Origin of the sequence: Amycolatopsis sacchari (assembly GCF_900114035.1) — a bacterium.
GTDB lineage: Bacteria > Actinomycetota > Actinomycetes > Mycobacteriales > Pseudonocardiaceae > Amycolatopsis_E > Amycolatopsis_E sacchari.
The window spans coordinates 174,882-196,785 of record NZ_FORP01000008.1; the positions used below are offsets into that span (position 1 = coordinate 174,882).

The window sequence follows — 21,904 nt, forward strand, 5'->3', positions numbered from 1 at the left end:
GAGGAGGCCGGGGGTCCACAAGCGACAGTCAGTCCCGCAGCAGCTCGTTGAAGAACGTGCGGTACCGCCGCAGTGCCAGCCGCAGGTCCTCCGTGGCGACCTGTTCTCCTTGCTGCCACTGGGTTTCCAGCTCACGCTTGTGCTCGGCGAACGTCGACGCCAGTGCCTGCATCACCTCGGCGACCAGCTGGTCCGCCTCCTGCACCGTCTCCTGTGGATCGTCCACGAACGCGGTCTGCAGCGACTGCCACCGGCCGCGGAAGCGCTCGACCTCCTCCTCGCTGAACAGCTGCACGCGGTCGTCCTCGCCGGGACGCGAAGCCTCCGCGGGCCGTTCCTCCTCCGCGGGCCGCGAAGCGACCAGGTCCTCCGTGCTCAGGCGTTCCTCCGTCGTCATCGGGCTTCCCCTTCCGTGCGCGTGACGTGTTCCGGCGTGCCCAGCAGATCGGCGAAAACCGTGCGGTAGTGCACCATCGCGCGCCGCAGGTCCTCCGTGTCCGCACCGTCCTGCTCGTGCCCGTGCAACGTCTCCCGTGCCGTGCGGTAGTGCTCCAGCGTCCGCGCGTGCTCCACGGACAGGTCACGCACCTGCTGCTCGTGCCCGCCGTCCGTCGGGTAACCGCGGTCGGTCATCACCTGCGTCAGCAGCCGGTCCGCCTCGGCGATCGCCTCGCCGGGCTCGTCGACGAACCGCTCCTGGATCGCCGACCACTGCTGCCGGTACTGCTCCCTCGCCTCGTCGGGAAGCGGCCTGATGTCGAGCTGCTCGTGCCGCCGCTCCCGCTCCGCCAGCTCGCGTTCGGCCGCACGACGGCTCGAACTGTCCTGCACCGTCCGGTCGTACTCCGGCCCGAACCGCTCACGCAGGTGCCGCCGCCGCTGCGACCGCACCAGTACCGCGACCAGACCGAGCACCACGACGACGGCGACCACGATGATGACGATCATCGTTGGGGACATCGCAAATCTCCTCTGTGGCTGCGAAACATCGGTCCCCCCGAACCCTCGTCGGGTGCGCGCGGCCGTCGTCCGGGAAACCCGGTCGCGACGGTGAATCGATGCAGTAAGCGCTTTCCGGACGACGTGGTTGCGCTGATCGGCCGATCAGGAAACCCAGTGGACACCCAGCCCCGTGCGGCCGCGAGCGAGGTGCGGCCGGAGCACGAGGTCCTCGTCGTAGTCGCCGCCGTTCTGCGTGCGGAACGGCAGCGGCTCCGCGGTTCCGAGTGTCTCCAACCGCGACCGCAGCTCCTTCGCCGTGCACTCCACGTCATCGAGGCAGTCCGCGGCGTACACGACGAACGGTGGCAGCGGCGCCATGCCCGTGTACCAGAACGTGCCGTGCAGCAACGGGAACAGCAGCTCCGTCAGGTCGCCGTGCACCCCGCGCGGGCCGAGCGCGGAGGCGCGGGCACCGATGGTGGCCACCGCGAGCGCTCGTTTGCCCGCGAGCTTCCCCTCGCCGTACCGCAGCGCGACGCCGTCTTCACGCGTGATGCCGTAGCCGAAGCCCTTCACGAACACGCGGTCGAACCAGCCCTTCAGGATCGCCGGCAGCCCGTACCACCACACCGGGAACTGCACGACGAGCGCGTCCGCCCACTCGACCTTCTCCTGCTCGGCCAGGATGTCGTCGCTCAGCCGTCCCGATTCGTACGCCTCGGCCGACGCGTCGGCGACGTGCAGCCGCTCCGCCGGGTCGTGGCCGTAGTCCTCGGGACCCACCACGGGGTTCCAGCCCATCGCGTACAGGTCGGACAGCCGGTATTCGTGGCCGAGCTCGGTGAGCGCACGTAGTCCCTCCTCGCGCAGCGAACCGTTGAGCGAGCGGGGTTCGGGGTGAGCGGAGATCCACAAGACGTTCATGGTCCCGATCGTGCGGCCGCCGGGAGTTCACGACGAGTGGCCCGAAGGCCAGGATGTGGAAGGATCGGGCCATGCACCGGATCGCCGTACTCGTGCGGACCGGCGTGCTGCCGATCGAGCTGGGCATCGTGCACCGGCTGTTCGGGCAGGCCCGCTCGGCCGACGGGAAGCCGCTGTACGACGTCGTCACCTGCGCGCTGACCTCTGGCCAGGTCCGCACCGACGCCGACTTCACGATCACCGTCGAACGCGGGCCGGACGCGCTGGCGGAGGCGGACACCGTCGTCGTGCTGTCGTCCGACGAGGACTACGAGCCCCAGCGGGGCGGCCGGCTGCGTGGTCCCATGGCCGATGCGTTCGCGCTCATCCGGCCCGGCACCCGCATCGCGTCGATCTGCACGGGCGCCTTCGTGCTCGCGGCGGCCGGGTTGCTCGACGGGAAGCGCGCGACGACGCACTGGCACTCGGCGCCCGACCTCGCCGCGTTGTACCCGGCCGTCCAGGTCGAGGAGAACGTGCTCTACACCGACTCCGGCGACGTGCTGACCTCCGCCGGGGTCGCCGCCGGGATCGATCTGTGCCTGCACCTCATCCGCCGTGACCACGGCGTGGCGGTCGCGAACGAGGTCGCCCGCGGCACCGTCGTCGCGCCGCACCGCGACGGGGGCCAGGCGCAGTTCATCGCGCGCCCGGTGCCCGAGCCGCGGTCGCCCTCGACCCGCAACGCCAGGGCGTGGGCGTTGCGGCACCTCGACCGGCCGCTGACCCTGCGCGAACTCGCCGCGCAGGACTCGATGAGTGTGCGCACCTTCACCCGGCGCTTCCGGCAGGAGGTCGGCATCTCGCCGTTGCAGTGGCTCACGCAGCAGCGCGTCGAGCGGGCGCGGCGGCTGCTGGAGGAGACGGACCTGCCGGTGGACCGCGTCGCCGCCGAGTCCGGGTTCGGCACGGCCGCGTCGCTGCGCCAGCACCTGCAGGCGGCGCTGGGCGTGTCCCCTAGCGCCTACCGCGCGACGTTCCGGGGTGATGCGTCACTCGTCGGCTGAAGTCGGCAGTGGACAAAAATGTGAAAGCGCTTTCAGAGAACGAAGATCCTTGGCGCTCAAGGGAACTCGGAACGATCGTAGCGCGCGGGGTTACCGATCTTCCCGGCGCGCGGCCCCCTTCGAGTTGCGTGGTACCGATAAAGTGTCCGAATGGCTGGCGGGAAGCGGCGCACCCAGGCGGAGCGGCGAGCGGCCACCCGGACGGCGTTGCTGGCGGCGACCGTCGAGTGCCTGGTCGAGTACGGCTACGCCAACGTGACGGCGGCGCAGATCGCCGAGCGCGCCGGGGTGACCCGGGGCGCGCAGGCGCACTACTTCGCCACGAAGGCCGACCTCGTGGTGGCCGGGCTGGAGTACGCCACCGGCACCATCCTCGACCAGCTCCGCGGTGACCCGCCGCACCGGCCGACCGAGGCGGAAACCGTGATGGCGCTGGTGGACCGGCTGTGGGCGCTGCACGACAGCCCGTCGTTCACGGCGCTCACCGAGCTGTGGCTCGCCGGCCGCACGGATGCCGAGCTGCGCCGCCACGTCGCCCGGTACAACCGCAGGCTCACCGCGGGACTGGGCGAAACGCTCAACGAGGTCGTGCCCGACTTCCTCGGCAGGCCGCGGGGCACCGCGGTGCTCCTCACCGCACTCGCGGCGATCCGCGGTGTGCTGCTGACGGGTTTCGTGTCGAGCGAGCGGACGACGGGAACTTTGTGGACGGTCACGCGGGGCGAGCTGGAGCAGCTCGTCCTCGACGCGATCGGCGGGTCCTGACCCTCCGCAGTGGACAGAACATACGTGCGTGCCGGTATATTTCACGGGGTTTCGCGTGACCGGCGCGCGCAGGGGGCGCTCCGGTCACGCGGACGTCAGTCCCAGAGTTCCGCCGCGGGCGCGGGCCTGCCGAGGAGGTAGCCCTGCGCCTGGTCGCAGTCCAGCTCACGGAGGAGTTCGAGCTGGCGCTCGTTCTCGACACCCTCGGCGACCACCGTCAGCTTCACCGCGTGCGCCATCGCGATGATGCTCTTCACGATCACCTCGGCGTCGTCGGACTCGCCGAGCCGCGTGACGAACGAGCGGTCGATCTTCAGAGTGTCCAAAGTGAGCCGTTGCAGCTGGGCGAGCGAGGAGTAGCCGGTGCCGAAGTCGTCGATGGCCAGCCGGACGCCGAGTTCCCGCAGCGCGGTCAGGGTTTCCCCGGCCAGCACCGAATCCCGCATCAGCGCGCTTTCGGTGATCTCCAGGCACAGCGCCTTCGCGGGCAGGCCGGTGCTCTCCAGCGCGGCCTCGACCTCCGGCACGAGACCGGGGTCGTCGAGCTGCCGGGTGGACAGGTTGATCTTCAGGTCGACGTCGACCCCGCTCGCCCGCCGGGCCGCCAGCTCCCGCGTCGTCATGCGCAGCACGTGGGAGCCCAGCTGCCTGATGAGGTCGCTCTCCTCGGCGAGCGGGATGAACTCCGTCGGCGGCACCGCGCCGTGCACGGGGTGCGTCCACCGCAGGAGGCCCTCGACGGCCACCGTCTGCCCGCTGCGCAGGTCCACCACGGGCTGGTAGGCCGCCCACAACTTGCCGAGCCGGACCGCGTCACGCAGGTCCTGCTCCAGCCGCAGCCGCCGCTGCATCCGGCGGCGCAGCTCGACGTCGAAGAACTCGTACCGGCCGCGCCCCAGCGTTTTCGCCTGGTACATGGCCACATCCGCGTCCCGCAGCAGCTCGTCGGCCGCACGCGGGTCGCCGCACGCCGCGAGCACGATGCCGATGCTCGCGTCCACATGCAACTTCCGGCCGTCGACGGAAATGGGCCTGCTGAGCGAGTCCCGCAGGTGCTCGGTCAGCGCCCGCACCTCGGGTTCGCTGCGCACCTCGGACGCGATCACCACGAACTCGTCGCCGCCGAGCCTGCCGACGACGTCGTCGCGCCGCACCGTGCGCCGCAGCCGCTCCCCGGCGATCCGGAGCACGCGGTCACCGACCGAGTGGCCCAGCGAGTCGTTGATGACCTTGAACTTGTCGAGGTCGATGAACAGCACCGCCGTCGACGTGCGCTGCGGCCCGTGCAGCCGCGCGCTCAGCTCGTCCAGCACCAGCGTCCGGTTGGCGAGCCCGGTCAGCGGGTCGTGCGTCGCGTCGTGCTCCAGGCGCTCGCCGATGGCGCGGCGCTCGGTGATGTCGGTGAACGAGAGCACGAACGCGCTGAGCTCGGTGTCCTCGGGGTTCATGGCGCGGCACGACGCGGAAAGCCACACATTGCGCCCGTCGCGGCGCAGCACCCGCATCACCCGGCCCTGCTGCGCGATCCCGGTGCGCCGCACCTGGGCCGACGGGTACTCGCTGGGCGCCATCCGCTTGCCGGACTCGTCGTAGATCGGCCATTCGTGCGGGGACGACCCGACCATGGCGGCCTCGGGCACACCGAGGATCCGTTCCGCGGCCGGGTTGGCCGACAGCACCTTGCCCTCGGAGCTGATCACCAGCACGCCTTCGTCGAGCGCCGCGACGACCGTGCTGTACTGCCGCTCCGCGCGGCGGCGCGCGGTCTCGTCGGCGCACACCAGCACGAAACCGTCGTCCATCTCCGCGGCCGAGACCCGGATCGTGAGCGCGGCGCCGTCCAGCGCCCGGTGGGTCTGCTGGCTGACCCCGCCGCCGCGGAGCACCGCCGCGGGGTCCAGCTGCGCGCCGACCAGCTCACTGACCCGGCGGCCCAGCGCTTCGGCCGCCGACAGCCCGTATATCGCCTCCGCCGCGGGGTTCCAGCTGGTCACCCTGCCCTTGGCGTCGGTGGCGATGATCGCGTCGCTGACGTGCTCCACGAGCGCCGCCTGGTACCGCAGCGCGGCCTCGGCGGCCTTCTGCGCGCTCACGTCGCGCATGATCACCTGGAACGCCGGCCGCCCCATCCACGTGGTGCGGACCGAGACGACCTCCATCGGGAACCGGATGCCGTCGGTGCGGACGAAGAACGCCTCGGACGGCTCGGACGTCGCCCCCGGCTCGGTCAGGTGGGCCAGCCGGGCGGCCATCTCCGGCACGGACTCGGCGGCGACGAAGTCGGTCAGCGGCCTGCCCACCAGTTCGGCGGGTGAGTCCAGCCCGGCGAACCGGGCCGCGGCGGGGTTGGCGTAGGTGACGTGGCCGTTCTGGTGCACGGCGATCGCGTCCGGGCTCAGCTCGATGAGCAGGCGGTAGCGGTCGGCGAGGTCGGCCAGCTCCCGCCGGTCCTCGTGGCGGTCGGTCACGTTGTTGGCGATGCCGAGCAGGTGCCCGTCGAAGTTGCGGGCCCGGAACCGGATCCACAGCAGCTCACCGGCCGGTGTCTGGTACGGCTGCTCGAGTTCGAGGTCCTGCCAGGCCTCGGTGGTGCGGGCGGCGACGACGATCGGCTGCACCAGCTCGGCCAGCCGGGAGCGGATCTCCGCCTCGTCGGCGCCGGGGACGCCGAGCAGGTCGTCGAGGCCCGGCCGCCAGGACAACCGCTCGGTCGCCAGGTCCAGCGACCAGAGGACGGCGCGGTCCGCGGACAGGGCCAGGTCGATCAGCTGTTCGTGATCGACGGACAAAGCCGTGCCCTTCCGGTCGTTGGCGTTTGCCTCCATTGTCCGTCCGATCCGCCGATGACTCCGTGGCTTGTGCTTACTCCGTCCGGAGTAGGCCGATGGGTCGAAAGCACCCTTCCTCCCGATACCAGCTTGCCACGGAAAAAGTACGAAGCCGCTGGTCGTTGGCACTGGGGATTCGTTCGGTTCCGAACGGATCGTAGAGGCAACGAGCAAGGAGGGGCGAGTGCAATGGACTCGCGAGGAATAGGAATCTGCGGCATCGGCACGGTGACCGGCTACGGCTGGGGACGTGAAGTGTTCTGGGACGGCCTCACGGAGGGTAAGCACGCGGCCACCCTGGAGGGTGGCTACGGGCTGAACCACGACGAGACCGCGTGGGTCGCGAAGGTCGCGGACGGCGGTGACCCCGCGGACGGCGCGAGCCGGTTCTCGCGGGCCATGCGCGCGGCTGCGCGGGAGGCGATCACCGATGCGGGTGACCGGGGCTGGCGGCCCGGCAAGCGCGTCGGCCTGCTGCACGCCGTGGTGCTGGGGGAAGTGGATCTCTGGCGCGAGTTCTACCTGACCCGCAACGCCGACCTGAAGCCGCGCGAGTACCTCGCGCTGATGCCGTCGACGCCGATGTCGACGTTCATGCAGGAGCACGGTTTCCACGGTCCCGCGATGAACGTCTCGGCGATGTGCGCCTCCGGCAACGCCGGGATGCTCACGGCCAAGGCGTGGCTGGACGCCGGGATCGTCGACGACGTCGTGTTCGTCGCGACGGACCTCTCGGCGACTCCGGAGAACGTCCTGCATTTCACCCGATTGGGGGTGGCCGTCGTGGACACCGACCCGCTGGACGCGTGCCGTCCGTTCCAGGAGGGCAGCCGGGGCTTCCCGGCCGGTGAGGCCGCGGTCGCCTTCGTGCTGTCCAACCACGCGGAGCGGCCGTACGCGCTGGCGCTCGGCGGGGCGATGTCGCACGACGCCCACCACGTGACGTCGGTGGATCCGGGGCTGGAGCAGGTGCGGGGCTGCTTCCGGGACGCCCTGGCCAACGCCGGGGTGCCCGCCTCGGCCGTCCGCTACCTCAACGCGCACGGCCCGGGCACGGCGCAGTGCGACCGCGCGGAGGCCGCGATGCTGGAGGAGTTCTTCGGTCCGGACACCGGGCTCTACTCCGTCAAACCGCTGGTCGGGCACTGCCAGGGCGCGGCTTCGGCGGTGGAGATGGCGGTCGCGGCGCTCGGCTACGACCGCGGGTACATCCCGGCACCGCCGACCGTCGCGCCGGGGCACCCGCAGCTGCTCAACGGCCGGACCCCGGTCCAGGACGGCCTGACCGTGAAGTCCTCCCTCGGCATGGGCGGGCACAACTCGGTCGTCGTCCTTGCGCCGCCCGCGTGAGTGGGGCCGTGAAGGGTGCCCGCCGAGGGCGCCCTTCACGGCGTCCTGGTGCGGCTGGGGGAATCATGGTGCCCGGCACGTCAGCGAGAGGGGACCAGGTGACGACCGGGATCAAGGAGTGGCTGCTGGAGGGCGAGCACAAACGCGCCAGCCAGCTGTCCGGCGACGGGCGGGAACAGGCCCGCGAGCGCGACCACCCGTGGTGGAAGGTGATGTGCCTCACCGGCGTGGACTACTTCTCCACGCTGGGCTACCAGCCGGGCATCGCCGCCGTCGCGGCCGGCGTGCTCTCGCCGCTGGCGACCATCGTGCTCGTCGTGCTGACGCTCGCGGGCGCGCTGCCGATCTACCGCAGGGTGGCGGCCGAAAGCCCGCACGGGCAGGGTTCGCTCGCGATGCTCGCGAAGCTGCTGTCCCGCTGGAAGGGCAAGCTGCTGGTGCTGGCGCTGCTCGGGTTCGCCGCGACCGACTTCGTCATCACGATCACCCTCTCCGCCGCCGACGCGGCCGAGCACGCGGTGGAGAACCCCTTCGTGCCGGGCTTCCTGCACGGCCAGAACATGCTGCTCACGCTCGTGCTCATCGCGTTGCTGGGGCTGGTGTTCCTCCGGGGGTTCGCCGAGGCCATCGGGGTCGCGGTCGTGCTCGTCGGGCTCTACCTCGCGCTGAACCTGGTCGTCGTGGTGGACGCGCTGGTCCACGTGTTCCGCAGCCCGCACGTGATCGTGGACTGGAAGAACCTGCTGGTCACCCAGCACGGCAGCGTGTGGGCGATGGTCGGCGTCTCGCTGGTCGTGTTCCCGAAGCTGGCGCTCGGCCTGTCCGGGTTCGAGACCGGCGTGTCGGTGATGCCGCTCGTGCGGGGCGGCGGGAGCGACCCGCTGCGGGGGCGCATCGGAAACACCCGCAAGCTGCTCACCACCGCCGCACTGGTCATGAGCTGCTTCCTGATCACCAGCAGCTTCGCCACCACCGTGCTGATCCCGCAGGCGGAGTTCGAAGAGGGTGGCAGCGCGAGCGGCCGGGCGCTGGCGTACCTGGCGCACGGCTACCTCGGCAACGCCTTCGGCACCGTCTACGACGTCAGCACCATCGCGATCCTGTGGTTCGCGGGCGCGTCGGCGATGGCGGGCCTGCTCAACCTCGTCCCCCGCTACCTGCCGCGGTACGGGATGGCGCCGAGCTGGGCCGCGGCGACGCGGCCGCTGGTGATCGTGATCTCGGTGATCGCGTTCGTCATCACGTGGATCTTCGACGCGAGCGTCGACGCGCAGGGCGGCGCGTATGCGACCGGTGTGCTGGTGCTGATCTCGTCGGCGGCGCTCGCCGTGACGCTGTCGGCGTGGCAGCGCGGACGGCGCGGGGCCTTCGCCGCGTACGCCGTGATCACGGTGGTCTTCGTGTATACAACGTGTGCGAACATCGTGGAACGGCCGGACGGCGTGAAGATCGCCGCGTTCTTCATCGCCGCGATCATCCTGACCTCGCTGGTTTCCCGGGCGACGCGCTCACTGGAGCTGCGGGTGGAGCGCGTGGAACTCGACGCGGCCGCCCGCCGCATCGTCGACAAGGCCGTGCGGGGCGGGCACATCCGCCTCATCGCCAACGAACCGGACGCGCGTGACGAGGCCGAGTACCGCGACAAGCTGCGTGAGGCCGAGGAGAACCTGCACATCCCCCACGACTGCGTGCCGATCTTCCTGGAGGTCACGATCTCCGACGCCTCGGACTTCCAGTCGACCCTCCACGTGCGCGGCGAGAAGCGGCAGGACTTCCGGATCCTGCGCGTGAAGAGCCCGTCGATCGCCAACGCCATCGCCGCGATCCTGCTGCACCTGCGCGACGAGACGGGCATCCGGCCGCACATCTACTTCAGCTGGACCGAGGGCAACCCGTTCAAGTTCCTCGTGCGGTACCTGTTCTCCGGTGACGGCGACGTGCCGCCCGTCACCCGCGAGGTGCTGCGGCGCGCCGAGCCCGATCCCGCGCGGCGGCCGCTCGTGCACGTCGGCTGAGGGTTGCCTCGGCACCGGCCGAGGAAGAGGATCGGGGGCATGACTCCGCGCACAACACCGCCGTTCCGCGCCGACCACGTCGGCAGCCTGCTGCGTCCCGCCGAACTGCACCAAGCCCGCGAGGACTTCGCGAAGGGGACCATCGGCGCCGACGAGCTGCGTGCCGTCGAGGACGAGGCCATCCGCGGTGCCGTCGAGCTGCAGCGTTCCGCCGGGCTCCAGTCGGCCACCGACGGGGAGTTCCGCCGCGCCTCGTGGCACATGGACTTCATCTACCAGCTGCGCGGCATCGGCAAGAGCGACGAGAAGCTGCACGTCAAGTTCCACAACGCCGCCGGGGACATCGAGTTCAGCCCGGCCGGGCTGAGGGTGCACGACAAGGTGGACGTCGACGGCGTCATCTTCGGGCAGCACTTCGAGTACCTGAAGTCCATTGTGGACGCCCGGATCACGCCGAAGCAGACCATCCCGTCGCCGAGCATGGTGTACTACCGCGGCGGCCGGGCCGCGGTGAGCGAGTCGGTGTACCCGGACCTCGAAGAGTTCTACGACGACCTCGCCAAGGCGTACGCGAAGGAGATCGCCGGACTGGCCTCGCTGGGCTGCACGTACCTCCAGCTCGACGACACCAGCCTGGCCTACCTCAACGACCCCGAGCAGCGCGCGCTCGTCGCGCGGATGGGCGGGGACCCGGACAAGCAGCACGTGCGCAACATCAGGACGATGAACGCCGCGCTGGCCGACCGGCCCGCGGGGCTCACCGTCACGACCCACCTGTGCCGCGGGAACTTCCGGTCCTCGTGGGTCGCGCAGGGCGGGTACGACTTCGTGGCGGACGCGTTGTTCAACGAGCTGAACGTCGACGGCTACTTCCTGGAGTTCGACGACGAGCGCTCCGGCGGGTTCGAGCCGCTGCGGTTCGTGCCGAAGGGCAAGTACGTCGTGCTCGGGCTCGTCACGACGAAGCGGGGCGAGCTGGAGAGCGTGGACTCGCTGCGGCGCCGCATCGACGAAGCCGCGAAGTACGTGGACCTCGACCAGCTGTGCCTGTCGCCGCAGTGCGGGTTCTCCTCCACGGAGGAGGGCAACGACCTGACGCAGGACCAGCAGAAGGCCAAGCTGGAGCGCATCGTAGAGACCGCGGCGCAGGTCTGGGGTTAGCCTTTTCCGATGCGGCACACCTCGGCGCAGACGCCTTCCGTCGTCGACCGGGTGCTGGCCGTCCTCGGCGCGTTCACCCCGGAACGGCCGGCCCTCACGCTGTCCGACCTCAGCCGCCGGGCCGGCCTGCCGCTGTCCACGACCCACCGGATCGTCGGCGAGCTGGCCCGGCGCGGCGCGCTGGAGCGGCAGGAGGACGGGCGGTACCGGGTCGGGTTGTGGCTGTGGGAGGTCGCCTCGCTCTCGCCCCGCGGGATGGGGCTGCGCGAGGCGGCCATGCCGTTCCTGGAGGACCTGTACGAGGCCACGCACGAGAACGTGCAGCTGGCGGTGCTCGACGCGCCCGAGGTGGTCTACGTCGAGCGCATCTCGGGCCGCAACGCGGTGAGCGTCGTGTCGCGCGTCGGCGGGCGGCTCGCCGCGCACGCGACGGGTGTCGGGCTGGTGCTGCTCGCCCACGCGCCCGCCGAGGTGCAGGAACAGGTACTGGCGGGGCCGCTCAAGGCGTACACGCCGAAGACGATCTGCGCGCCGGAGGAGCTGCGGCGCGTGCTGGCCGACGTGCGGCGCGACGGGTTCGTGATCAGCGACCGGCAGGTGGAGATGGTGTCGCTGTCGGTCGCCGCCCCCGTGTACGGCCCGGACGACGACGTCGTGGCCGCCATCTCGATCGTCGTGCCGGCGCGTGGCGCCGATCCGCGCACGCTGGTGCCGGCCGTCCGGGCCGCGGCCCGCGGCATCTCGCGCACCCTCGGCGCGCCACGGGCGCTCCGGCAGCCGGTCTTCTAGCCAGTGGAAGGGTGTGTGTGCTCACGCCCCTGAGCACCGCATGCTGAGGGCCTGACGACGAGGTTTGGAGGTTTTCAGGTGGCTCGCACTCAGGTCGGCATCATCGGCGCGGGGCCCGCGGGGCTGTTGCTGTCCTACCTGCTGCACGCCGAGGGCATCGACGCGGTCGTGCTGGAGGCGCGCAGCCGGGAGTACGTGGAGAAGCGGGTGCGGGCGGGGGTGTGCGAGCACCCGACGGTCGAGCTGCTGCGCGAGATCGGCGTCGGCACCCGGATGGACGCGGAAGGCCTGCCGCACCACGGGTTTTCGCTGCGTTTCGACCGCGAGGACCACCGGATCGCGCTGTCGGAGCTGACCGGGAAGACGATCACCGTCTACGGGCAGCAGGAGATCGTGAAGGACCTCATCGCCGCGCACGAGGCGAAGGGGTACCCGGTGGAGTTCGAAGTGTCCGATGTGGAGCTTCACGAGCTTTCGGGCGACCAGCCGTTCGTGACCTACCGCGACGCGGACGGGGTTTCGCGGCGGCTGGACTGCGACGTGATCGCGGGCTGCGACGGTTTCCACGGCGTGAGCCGCCCGGCGATCCCGGCCGACCGCGTGCGCTTCTTCAACCGCGAGTACCCGTTCGCGTGGCTCGGGGTGCTGGCGCAGACGCCGCCGTCGCACGAGGAGCTGATCTACACGCACCACGAGCGCGGGTTCGCACTGCACAGCATGCGGTCCCCGGAGATCACGCGGCTGTACCTGCAGGTCCCGTTCGACGAGAAGATCGCGGAGTGGTCGGACGACCGGATCTGGTCGGAGCTGTCGCTGCGGCTGGAGGTCGACGGCGAGTTCTCGTTGCGCGAAGGGCCGATCCTGGACAAGGGCATCACGCCGATGCGCAGCTTCGTCACGGAGCCCATGCAGTACGGCCGCCTGTTCCTCGCGGGCGACGCGGCGCACATCGTCCCGCCGACCGGGGCGAAGGGCATGAACCTGGCGATCGCGGATGTCCGGGTGCTGTCGCGTGCGCTGGTGGAGTTGTTGCAGCACAAGCGGTCCGAGCTGGCTGAGTCCTATTCGGACACCTGCCTGCGGCGCGTGTGGCGTGCCGAGCACTTCTCGTGGTACATGACGTCGATGCTCCACGTGGACCCCTCCTCGGACGACTTCCAGCGCCGGCTGCAGCTGTCGCAGCTGCGGTACACGGCGTCGTCCACCGCGGCGGCGACCAGCCTGGCGGAGAACTACGTAGGCCTGCCGTTCGAATAGGCATCGTCAACCTACGGTTGACGGCCGGGTTGTCGTCAACCTAGAGTTGACGGCATGAGCAACCCAGTCCGTCTCGATGACCTCATCGACTCCGTCAAGAACCAGCACCCCGGGGCCGACGCCCTGCAGCAGCTGTCCGACGCCGTCCTCCTCGCCGAGCAGGTCGGCGAAGTGGCTGACCACCTCATCGGCCACTTCGTCGACCAGGCGCGGAGGTCCGGCGCCTCCTGGGCCGAGATCGGCACCAGCATGGGCGTCACGAAGCAGGCGGCCCAGAAACGCTTCGTTCCCAAGGAGTTCACGGCCGCCAGCGCGGAAAGCCAGTTCAGCCGCTTCACCGAGCGCGCCCGCCGCGCCGTCGTGAACGCCGAAAAGGCCGCCCGCGGCGTCGGCAACGAGGAGATCAGCCCGCTGCACCTCCTGCTCGGCGTGATCGGCGAGCGGGAGGGCCTCGCGGCCAAGGCGGTCGAAACGCTGGGCGTGCGGCCGGCCGACATCGGCGAGCGGGTCAACGCCCTCCTGCCACCGGGCGTCGACGACCTGCCGGTCCACATCCCGTTCAGCGGGGCCAGCCGCAAGGCCCTCGAACTCACCGTGCGCGAGGCCCTGCGCCTCGGGCACAACTACGTCGGCACCGAGCACATCCTGCTGGGACTGCTGGAACAGGGCGAAGGCCCCGCCTTCGACCTGCTCACCGAACTCGGCGTTATCAAGGACGCCGTCGACGGCGAAATCCGCGCGATGCTGCGCACGATGTTCCCCGGCCAGTGACGGGCGCCCCGCCAGGAGCGCCCGTCACGGGAACTCAGGCCGAGTGCTCGGCCCGCTCCTCGGTGGCCCACTCGGTGTGGAAGGAGCCCTCCCGGTCGACGCGGCGGTAGGTGTGCGCGCCGAAGAAGTCGCGCTGCCCCTGCACGAGCGCGGCCGGGAGCCGCTCCGCCCGCAGCGCGTCGTAGTACGCCAGCGCGGTCGAGAACCCGGGCGTCGGGATGCCCAGGCGCGTCGCGGTCGCCACGACCGAACGCCACGAGTCCTGCGCCTCCTCGACCGCCTTGCGGAAGTCCCCGGAGGTGAGCAGGGTCGGCAGGCCCGGCTCGGCGGTGTACGCCGCGGTCACGTCGTCGAGGAACTTCGCCCGGATGATGCAGCCGCCACGCCAGATCCTCGCCACCGCACCGAGGTCGATGTCCCAGCCGTACTCGGCGCCACCGGCCTGGATCTGGTTGAAGCCCTGCGCGTACGCGACGATCTTCGACGCGTACAGCGCCCGCTCCACGTCGTCGGCGAAGGTCTCCGCCGCCGCACCCGTCAACGGGGTCCGCGACGGCCCCGGCAGGCCGCGGCTCGCTGCACGCAGGCCGGCGCTGCCCGACAGCGAACGCGCGAACACCGCCTCGGCGATGCCGCTGATCGGCACCCCGAGGTCCAGACCGATCTGCACGGTCCAGCGCCCGGTGCCCTTCTGTTCGGCCTGGTCGGCCACGACGTCCACGAACGGCTTGCCCGTCGCGGCGTCGGTGTGCGCCAGCACCTCCGCGGTGATCTCGATCAGGTACGAGTCCAGCCGCCCGGTGTTCCAGGTGCGGAACACGTCGGCGATCTGGGCCGGCTCGTGGCCGAGCGCGCCGCGCAGCAGGTCGAACGACTCCGCGATCAGCTGCATGTCGGCGTACTCGATGCCGTTGTGCACCATCTTCACGAAGTGCCCGGCGCCGTCGGGACCGATGTGCGTGCAGCAGGGCACACCGTCCACTTTGGCCGAAATGTCCTCGAACAGCGGTCCGAGCGACTCGTAGGACTGCTTCGAACCGCCGGGCATGATGCTCGGCCCGTGCAGCGCGCCCTCCTCGCCGCCGGACACGCCGGTGCCGACGAAGTGCAGCCCCTGCTTCCGCAGCGCGGCCTCGCGCCGGCGCGTGTCGGCGAAGTGCGCGTTGCCCGCGTCGACGATGACGTCGCCCTCCTCCAGCAGCGGGGCGAACTCGTCGATCACGGCGTCGGTCGGCGCACCGGCCTTCACCATGATCACGATCTGGCGCGGCCGTTCGAGCGCGTCGACGAACTCCTGCGCGGAGTAGGTGGGGATGAAGTCACCCTCGTCGCCGAACTGCTCGACCAGGTCCCGCGTGCGCTGCTCGGAACGGTTGTGCAGGGCGACGGTGTGGCCGTGACGCGCGAGGTTGCGGGCGAGGTTGCGGCCCATGACCGCCAGCCCGGTGACACCGATACTCGCCTTCTTGCTCATGGACGTCCTTCCGTCTTGGTCTACCCGAAACCCTAGCGCGGTTCCGGGTTCTGCCTGGTGAACGTGTGGGCGACTGGTCAAGCTCGAATTTCCCTGTCATGCTTGTCGGCTACGATCATCGGCGAGCAGTGGAAGGTCGAGGCCCTGGGGAAGTGAGCGATGGCTAGCACCGTCACGTCGCGGCGCAAGCAGCTCGGCAACGAGCTTCGCCACGCCCGCACGGCGGCGAAGATGACCCAGCAGCAGGTCGCCGATGTGCTCGGCTGCACGCAGGGCAAGGTCAACAAGATCGAGTCGGGCGCCGTGGGCGTCAAGCTCGGTGACGTGCGGACGATGCTGGACGCGTTCGGGATCAACGGCGAGGAGTCGGAGGCCCTGATGAACCTCGCGCGGGCGGCGGCGGGGCAGCGCGGGCACTGGTCCGGCTACCGCGCGGTGGTGCCGCACTGGTTCCGGACGTTCACCGACCTCGAACCCGCGGCCGTCGAGATCATGACGTGGCACGGCGAGCGCATCCCCGGCCCGCTGCAGTCCGAGCACTACATGCTCAAGCAGTTCACCGAGTTCGGCGCCACCGACGTCACGTCGCTCGTGCGCAACCGGCTCGACCGCAAGGCCGTCTTCGACCAGCCGCAGCCGCCGTACTACCGGTTCATCCTCAGCGAGGCCGCGTTGCGGCGGGCGCCGGGTGGCCGGGCGCCCGCGGTGATGCTGGACCAGATCGAGCACCTGCTGGAACTGGACCGCCGCCAGCGCGTGTACATCCACGTCCTGACGTTCGACGCCAGGCTGGCGGCCGTGCCGAACGACTTCACGATCATGCGCTTCGCCGACCGCACAAGGGATTTCGCCTACATCGAGCACTCGGCGGGCGGCATCTACCTCGACGACCAGAAGGACTTCCAGCTGTTCGTCGACAGCTGGGACAGGCTGCGCGGAGCGGCGCTGGAACGCCAGGAGACGCGCGAGTTCCTCAAGGACTTCGCCGACATGTACCGCCGCCAGATGGGCGACAGCATCTAACGCCCGGTCAGGCTCTCGACTTCTGCAGCGCGAATTCGAGGTGGTACCACCACGCGTGCCGGTGGTGGCGGGACGGCTCGACGACGGCCGTGCGGCGGCGGTCGTCGGTCACCGCGGGGCTGGCCGCTTCGTCGCAGGTGCGGTGGCGGTCGGCGGACGGGACATCACCGATTCGGACGGTCATACCGGGTACCCCTCCAGTTCCGGCCGGGTCCTGGCGCCGAGCACGAGGCAGCATTCGCACGGCATGCCGGCTCCGGGACGCAGCCATTCGATTTCGGGCAGCGGGAGCTCCGCCCCGCAGCAGGCGACGACCGAGCCGTGGAGAGCGGCGCCCGGCCGGATCCGGAACAGGTGGGCGGACCGGCTCGCCTCGCCGACCACGCCCCGCACGGGCCTGCCCACGAGCGTGAGCACCTCGGGCCAGTCCTCGCGCAGGTACCAGACGGCGGCGGCGTGCTCGTCAGCGCGGAGCCACTCGAGCATCCGGGCCAGGGCCTCCGCGGGGCCGGCGACGCACGCCGTCTCCTCGTGCCCGTTGACGCGGCCGACGACCATGAACGGGGCCGGGGCGGTCGCGGTGGCGGCTGGGAACACGAGAACCTCCCCCAGTCAGAAGACGGCGGCCAGGTGCGGCGTCGCGGTCACTTCCGGGCATACCCCGAACGATGGGATTAATCCTACTCCTGGAATAATCTTGGTGTCGAGCGGTCAACCCTTCGATCACTCGACTGGACCCGCCCGTGGTCCAGAAACACCAGGCGCGGTGGCCGTTCGCGCACTTCGACGGCAGCGCCGGACTTGCACGGAGGTACGACCCATGGCGGAACACCCGCGACCGGTGGCTTACGACCCGCTCACGGCAGCGGCCCTGTTCGACGAGAGACACTGGGAGAAGTCCTTCGCCAGCGAGCCCAACGGCGGGAACTGCGTGGAGGTCAACCTGGGCAGCGCGGGCCTGGTCGGAGTGCGGGACACGAAGCTGCCGGAGAGCCCCGTGTTCGTGTTCGACGCGGGCGAGTGGGAGGCTTTCCTCACCGGGGTGAAGGCGGGTCAGTTCGACCTGGCCTGAACGCGATTATCCACTTTCGTGTGTTATTGACCACAGTGGACGTCCGCCTGGGGGAATCGCACGGGTGAACCAACGACGAGGCCGCCTTCCGCACCAGCGGGAGGCGGCCGTTCGTCGTAATGGGCTGGTTCAGTTGGTCGAACCGCCCTGACCGCCGGGGAAGCCGCCGGGGAACCCGCCCTGACCGCCGCCGGGGAAGCCGCCCTGCCGCCCGGTCCGGCCGCTCTGGTTCGCGTCGGTGACGGTGGTCGCCGTCGCCTCGTTCCCCGAGACCTTCGCCAGGACCAGCACCGACGAGCCGGTCGCCACGTTGTTCGCCTTCTGCGTGGACGAGTCGAGCGCGTAGGTCTGCGTGTAGCCGTCCTTGCTCTTGACCGTGATCGAGGTGGCGTCCAGCGCGGTCACGTCGCCGGTCTGCATCCGCTCGGTGACGTACGTGCCGTTCTCCGACACCGTGAAGTCGCCGTGCAGGGCCTCGGTGAGCAGCGACATGCCGCCACCCATCCCGCCGGCGCGGCCGTTGAACCCGCCCATGCCGCCGGGACCGCCGAAGCCCTGCTGCGCGCTGCCGCTGCTCTGCGTGCCGAGGTAGATCGCGACCCCGCCGATCGCGGCGATCACGACGGCGACGACCGCGGCGATCGCGGTCTTCCTGCCCGACCACTTCGGCGCGGGAGGCTGGGGGGCACCCCAGGCCGGCGGAGGAGCCTGCGGCGGGGTGGTCGTCGGCTCGGTAGTCATCGTGTCCTCTCCCGGTGTTCGCCCGTGGGCGCTGACGGGTCCCAGCGTCGGCATACAGCCTGTGTGGAGGCTGTGTACGACATGGGCACGCCCTGTGCACGCCTTGTTCACAGGAAACGCACAGCGCGTCCACAGGCACGCCTCACCAGCGGCGCGCACGATCAGGGTCATGACCAGCACGAACGCGGCCGCGTCCGGTTCCGGCAAGGCCGACCTGCACCGTCCCGACGGTTCGCCGGTGCGCGTACTCGTCGTGGACGACGAGGAGACGCTGGCCGAGCTCGTGTCGATGGCGTTGCGCATGGAGGGCTGGGAGATCCGCAGCGCGGGCAACGGCACCGACGCGGTGCGCATCGCGAGGGACTTCCGCCCCGACGTCGTCGTGCTCGACGTGATGCTGCCGGACTTCAGCGGCCTGGAGGTCATCACCAAGCTGCGTGCCGAGGTCGCGCACCTGCCGGTGCTGTTCCTGACCGCCCGGGACGCGGTGGAGGACCGCATCGCGGGGCTGACCGCGGGCGGGGACGACTACGTGACCAAGCCGTTCAGCCTGGAGGAGGTCGTGCTGCGGCTGCGGGCGCTGCTGCGCCGTTCGCACGCCGTGTCGGCCGGCGCGGGTTCCACGCTCGTCGTCGGCGATCTGACCCTCGACGAGGACAGCCGCGAGGTGCACCGCGGGGGCGAGCCCATCTCGCTCACCGCCACCGAGTTCGAGCTGCTGCGCTTCCTCATGCGCAACCCCAAGCGCGTGCTGTCCAAGGCGCAGATCCTCGACCGGGTGTGGAGCTACGACTTCGGCGGCCAGGCCAACATCGTGGAACTCTATATTTCGTACCTGCGGAAGAAGATCGACGTGGGCAGGGAGCCGATGATCCACACCATGCGTGGCGCGGGGTATGTCCTCAAGCCGGCCAAGTAGCCGACGTCTCCTGCCCTCCTCGCTGCGCGGAAAGCTGATCGCGCAGCTCATCGCCCTGCTCGCGGTGGTGTGCCTCGTCGTCGGCCTGGTCACCGAGCTCGCGCTGCGTGGTTTCCTCATCTCCCAGCTCGACGACCGCCTCGCGGCCGCGAGCGAACGCGGCTCGCGCCCGCCGCCCGCCGGCACGCCGTCGTTCCCCGTCGGGCAGCACCCGCCGGACGCGTTGCGCGTGCCGGGACAGGGCATCGGCACGCTGAGCGTGCTCGTCGGTCTCGACGGCGTGATCCGTTCGGGGGTGCTGCGGGGTGTCGCGCCGACGCCGGAGAACCCGTTCCCCAGTGACCCGGTCCCCGAGGACGGGCTGCGGGTGCTGCTCGCCCTGCCGCCGGACGGTCAGCGGCACAGCGTGGACCTCGGTGAGCTGGGCGAATACCGAGTCGTGTCCGTGCACAACGCGTATGGAGCGGTGCTGATCACCGGTCTGCCGTTGAGCGATGTGACGGCGACGCTGTGGCAGCTGGGCTTCATCTTCGGCGGCGTCGCGCTCGGCGGACTGCTGCTGGCGGGCGGGATCGGTGCCGTGACGATCCGCCGGACGATGCGTCCGCTCGACCGGCTCGCGCACACCGCCGCCCAGGTCTCCGAGCTGCCGCTCGACCGGGGCGAGGTGGTGCTGTCGGTGCGGGTGCCCGAGGCCGACACCGACCCGCGGACCGAGGTCGGCAAGGTGGGTGCGGCGTTCAACCGGATGCTCGGGCACGTCGCGGGGGCGCTGTCCGCCCGGCAGGAGAGCGAGAGCCGGGTCCGGCAGTTCGTCGCCGACGCCAGCCACGAGCTGCGCACCCCGCTCGCGGCGATCCGGGGTTACGCCGAGCTGACCCGGCGCAGCTCGGACGAGGTGCCCCCGGAGATCGCGTTCGCGATGAGCCGCGTGGAGTCCGAGTCGGCCCGCATGACGACGCTCGTCGAGGACCTGCTGCTGCTCGCCCGGCTCGATTCCGGGCGCAACCGCGTGCACGAGCCGGTGGACCTGACGCGCCTGGTCATGGATGCCGTCGCCGACGCCCAGGCCGCCGGCCCTGGCCATCGCTGGGTGCTCGACGTGCCGCCGGAGCCGCTCGTCGTGGTCGGTGACGCCGATCAGCTGCACCAGGTGGTGCTGAACCTGCTGAACAACGCCCGTACGCACACCCCACCGGGCACGCTGGTCACCACCGCGCTGTCCACTGCGGACGGTCAGGTGACGCTCACGGTCACCGACGATGGCCCCGGTATTCCGGAGAAGATGCTGCCGGAGGTGTTCGAGAGGTTCGCCCGGGGAGATACGTCGCGCTCCCGCGCGGCCGGCAGCACCGGGCTGGGGCTGGCGATCGTGGCCGCCGTCGTGGCGGCGCACAAGGGCGAAGTGGACGTGTCGAGCGAACCGGGGCGGACGCGGTTCCGCGTCCGTTTTCCCGCCGACGATTTCCCTCCGGTGGAGAAGTGACGTACTGGCGGTCGTTCATCGCCCGTTGGTGACGCGCTCACAGCTCCCGCACAGCCGCACCACATGGTCGGCACAATCCTGACGGCCACCGTGGTTCGCATGACGACCTCCGCAGACGCTTCCCCCGCAGCGCCGCGGGCCTCCTCCCCGGCAGGCACTCCGAACCCCGTACTGGACGTGGTCATCCCGGTATACAACGAGGAGACAGACCTCGCACAATGTGTATACAGATTGCATACGCATCTTCGGGACCACGTGCCGTATGCGTACCGCATCACGATCGCGGACAACGCGAGCACCGACAGCACACTGGCCATCGCCCGGGGGCTCGCCGAGGAGATCCCCGAGGTCGAGGTCGTCCACCTGGACGAGAAGGGGCGCGGCCGGGCGCTGAACGCGGTGTGGTCGGCGTCCGACGCGCAGGTGCTGGTGTACATGGACGTCGATTTGTCGACCGACCTGGCGGCGCTGTTGCCGCTCGTCGCCCCGCTGATCTCCGGGCACTCGGACCTTGCGATCGGCTCGCGGCTCGCGCGGGGTGCCCGGGTCGTCCGCAGGCCGAAGCGGGAGATCATCTCGCGCTGCTACAACCTGATCCTGCGCGGCACGCTCGCCGCGAAGTTCTCCGACGCGCAGTGCGGGTTCAAGGCGATCCGCGCCGACGTCGCCAGGCAGCTGCTGCCGCTGGTCGAGGACACCGGCTGGTTCTTCGACACCGAACTGCTCGTGCTCGCGCAACGCGCGGGCCTGCGCACCCACGAGGTGCCGGTCGACTGGATCGACGACCCGGACTCCTCGGTGAACATCGTCGCGACCGCAACCGCCGACCTGAAGGGGGTCGCGCGCATGATCCGCGCCTTCGCCAAGGGCTCACTGCCGCTCAGCGAGATCCGCGCCCAGCTGGGGCGCGCGCCGATCGGCGTGTCGACCCCGGGCGTGCCGCCGCGGCTGGCCACGCAGCTGGTGCGCTTCGCCGCGATCGGCGTCGGCAGCACGCTCGCGTACCTCGTCCTGTACGTGCTGCTGCGGGGCGCGGTGGGCGCCCAGTGGGCGAACCTCGTGTCGCTGCTGGTCACCGCGATCGCCAACACCGCCGCCAACCGCCGGTTCACGTTCGGTGTGCGTGGCTCCGCCGGCGCCGGGCGGCACCAGTTCGAGGGCCTGATCGTGTTCGGCCTCGGGCTGGCGCTCACCAGCGGTTCGCTGGCGCTGCTGCACTCCGGGGGCGAGCCGAACCGGTTCGTCGAGCTCGTGGTCCTGGTGCTCGCGAACCTCGCCGCGACCGTGCTCCGCTTCCTGCTGTTCCGCAACTGGGTCTTCCGCAAGAACCGATAGGAGAAC

21 protein-coding genes are annotated in these 21,904 nt (G+C 70.6%); 13 read left to right on the forward strand and 8 right to left on the reverse strand.

Going from position 1 to position 21,904, the window contains the following annotated elements; translation table 11 throughout:
- Positions 1 to 28 precede the first annotated feature (28 nt).
- The 3 genes from BMZ92_RS16425 to BMZ92_RS16435 form a co-directional block, all read right to left on the reverse strand.
- Positions 29 to 397 carry a hypothetical protein gene (locus tag BMZ92_RS16425; protein ID WP_177228727.1) on the reverse strand — a complete coding sequence of 123 codons (369 nt, stop codon included), beginning with the start codon at positions 395 to 397 and terminating at the stop codon, positions 29 to 31.
- Positions 394 to 960 carry a hypothetical protein gene (locus tag BMZ92_RS16430; protein WP_091508235.1) on the reverse strand — a complete coding sequence of 189 codons (567 nt, stop codon included), beginning with the start codon at positions 958 to 960 and terminating at the stop codon, positions 394 to 396. The genes BMZ92_RS16425 and BMZ92_RS16430 overlap by 4 nt, the downstream gene beginning before the upstream one ends.
- Before the next feature lie 144 nt (positions 961 to 1,104).
- Entirely contained in the window at positions 1,105 to 1,866 is a 762-nt protein-coding gene (locus tag BMZ92_RS16435; RefSeq protein ID WP_091508236.1) for an NAD(P)H-dependent oxidoreductase, read from the reverse strand.
- 71 nt (positions 1,867 to 1,937) lie between these two features.
- Here BMZ92_RS16435 and BMZ92_RS16440 point away from each other — a divergent pair, with 71 nt between their 5' ends.
- Positions 1,938 to 2,912: a GlxA family transcriptional regulator gene (locus tag BMZ92_RS16440; protein ID WP_245783086.1), complete on the forward strand. Its 975-nt coding sequence runs from the start codon at positions 1,938 to 1,940 to the stop codon at positions 2,910 to 2,912.
- 150 nt (positions 2,913 to 3,062) lie between these two features.
- Positions 3,063 to 3,677: a TetR/AcrR family transcriptional regulator gene (locus tag BMZ92_RS16445; RefSeq protein WP_091508241.1), complete on the forward strand. Its 615-nt coding sequence runs from the start codon at positions 3,063 to 3,065 to the stop codon at positions 3,675 to 3,677.
- A gap of 95 nt (positions 3,678 to 3,772) precedes the next feature.
- On the opposite strand, the gene BMZ92_RS16450 is transcribed toward BMZ92_RS16445, so the two are convergent.
- Positions 3,773 to 6,502: a sensor domain-containing protein gene (locus BMZ92_RS16450; RefSeq protein WP_091508244.1), complete on the reverse strand. Its 2,730-nt coding sequence runs from the start codon at positions 6,500 to 6,502 to the stop codon at positions 3,773 to 3,775.
- Between the two features lie 192 nt (positions 6,503 to 6,694).
- Here BMZ92_RS16450 and BMZ92_RS16455 point away from each other — a divergent pair, with 192 nt between their 5' ends.
- From BMZ92_RS16455 to BMZ92_RS16480, 6 genes are all read left to right on the forward strand, one after another.
- The gene (locus BMZ92_RS16455) at positions 6,695 to 7,855 is read left to right on the forward strand and encodes a beta-ketoacyl synthase N-terminal-like domain-containing protein (protein WP_091508247.1); all 1,161 of its coding nucleotides are present in this window, start codon (positions 6,695 to 6,697) and stop codon (positions 7,853 to 7,855) included.
- Positions 7,856 to 7,953: 98 nt separating this feature from the next.
- Positions 7,954 to 9,870 (forward strand): APC family permease, encoded by a 1,917-nt coding sequence (locus BMZ92_RS16460; protein WP_245783087.1) that lies wholly within the window; start codon positions 7,954 to 7,956, stop codon positions 9,868 to 9,870.
- 39 nt (positions 9,871 to 9,909) lie between these two features.
- Complete coding sequence (locus BMZ92_RS16465; RefSeq protein ID WP_091508252.1) at positions 9,910 to 11,031, forward strand: 5-methyltetrahydropteroyltriglutamate--homocysteine S-methyltransferase; 1,122 nt, start codon at positions 9,910 to 9,912, stop codon at positions 11,029 to 11,031.
- 9 nt (positions 11,032 to 11,040) lie between these two features.
- Complete coding sequence (locus BMZ92_RS16470; RefSeq protein ID WP_091508254.1) at positions 11,041 to 11,820, forward strand: IclR family transcriptional regulator; 780 nt, start codon at positions 11,041 to 11,043, stop codon at positions 11,818 to 11,820.
- A 78-nt stretch (positions 11,821 to 11,898) separates the two neighbouring features.
- Positions 11,899 to 13,077: a 4-hydroxybenzoate 3-monooxygenase gene (gene pobA / locus BMZ92_RS16475; protein WP_091508257.1), complete on the forward strand. Its 1,179-nt coding sequence runs from the start codon at positions 11,899 to 11,901 to the stop codon at positions 13,075 to 13,077.
- A 54-nt stretch (positions 13,078 to 13,131) separates the two neighbouring features.
- The gene (locus BMZ92_RS16480; RefSeq protein WP_091508259.1) at positions 13,132 to 13,848 is read left to right on the forward strand and encodes a Clp protease N-terminal domain-containing protein; all 717 of its coding nucleotides are present in this window, start codon (positions 13,132 to 13,134) and stop codon (positions 13,846 to 13,848) included.
- A gap of 34 nt (positions 13,849 to 13,882) precedes the next feature.
- Here BMZ92_RS16480 and gndA read toward each other — a convergent pair whose 3' ends face one another.
- On the reverse strand, positions 13,883 to 15,322 hold the full coding sequence (gndA, locus tag BMZ92_RS16485; RefSeq protein WP_091508261.1) for an NADP-dependent phosphogluconate dehydrogenase: 1,440 nt from the start codon (positions 15,320 to 15,322) through the stop codon (positions 13,883 to 13,885).
- Between the two features lie 159 nt (positions 15,323 to 15,481).
- Between gndA and BMZ92_RS16490 the strand changes: the two genes are divergently transcribed.
- Positions 15,482 to 16,345 (forward strand): helix-turn-helix domain-containing protein, encoded by an 864-nt coding sequence (locus BMZ92_RS16490; protein WP_091508264.1) that lies wholly within the window; start codon positions 15,482 to 15,484, stop codon positions 16,343 to 16,345.
- Between the two features lie 7 nt (positions 16,346 to 16,352).
- On the opposite strand, the gene BMZ92_RS37395 is transcribed toward BMZ92_RS16490, so the two are convergent.
- Positions 16,353 to 16,529, reverse strand: coding sequence for a hypothetical protein (locus tag BMZ92_RS37395; RefSeq protein ID WP_177228728.1), 177 nt, complete (start codon positions 16,527 to 16,529; stop codon positions 16,353 to 16,355).
- Positions 16,526 to 16,942, reverse strand: coding sequence for a hypothetical protein (locus BMZ92_RS16495; protein WP_245783088.1), 417 nt, complete (start codon positions 16,940 to 16,942; stop codon positions 16,526 to 16,528). Before BMZ92_RS16495 ends, BMZ92_RS37395 begins: the two co-directional genes overlap by 4 nt.
- Positions 16,943 to 17,165: 223 nt before the next feature.
- Here BMZ92_RS16495 and BMZ92_RS16500 point away from each other — a divergent pair, with 223 nt between their 5' ends.
- Positions 17,166 to 17,417: a DUF397 domain-containing protein gene (locus tag BMZ92_RS16500; protein ID WP_091508266.1), complete on the forward strand. Its 252-nt coding sequence runs from the start codon at positions 17,166 to 17,168 to the stop codon at positions 17,415 to 17,417.
- Between the two features lie 129 nt (positions 17,418 to 17,546).
- On the opposite strand, the gene BMZ92_RS16505 is transcribed toward BMZ92_RS16500, so the two are convergent.
- Positions 17,547 to 18,158 (reverse strand): hypothetical protein, encoded by a 612-nt coding sequence (locus BMZ92_RS16505; RefSeq protein ID WP_091508268.1) that lies wholly within the window; start codon positions 18,156 to 18,158, stop codon positions 17,547 to 17,549.
- Positions 18,159 to 18,327: 169 nt separating this feature from the next.
- On the opposite strand from BMZ92_RS16505, the gene BMZ92_RS16510 reads away from it, so the two are divergent.
- The 3 genes from BMZ92_RS16510 (at position 18,328) to BMZ92_RS16520 (ending at position 21,898) form a co-directional block, all read left to right on the forward strand.
- Positions 18,328 to 19,077, forward strand: coding sequence for a response regulator transcription factor (locus BMZ92_RS16510; RefSeq protein ID WP_091508271.1), 750 nt, complete (start codon positions 18,328 to 18,330; stop codon positions 19,075 to 19,077).
- The gene (locus tag BMZ92_RS16515) at positions 19,055 to 20,563 is read left to right on the forward strand and encodes a sensor histidine kinase (RefSeq protein ID WP_091508273.1); all 1,509 of its coding nucleotides are present in this window, start codon (positions 19,055 to 19,057) and stop codon (positions 20,561 to 20,563) included. Before BMZ92_RS16510 ends, BMZ92_RS16515 begins: the two co-directional genes overlap by 23 nt.
- Before the next feature lie 99 nt (positions 20,564 to 20,662).
- The gene (locus tag BMZ92_RS16520) at positions 20,663 to 21,898 is read left to right on the forward strand and encodes a bifunctional glycosyltransferase family 2/GtrA family protein (RefSeq protein WP_091508433.1); all 1,236 of its coding nucleotides are present in this window, start codon (positions 20,663 to 20,665) and stop codon (positions 21,896 to 21,898) included.
- Positions 21,899 to 21,904 lie beyond the last annotated feature (6 nt).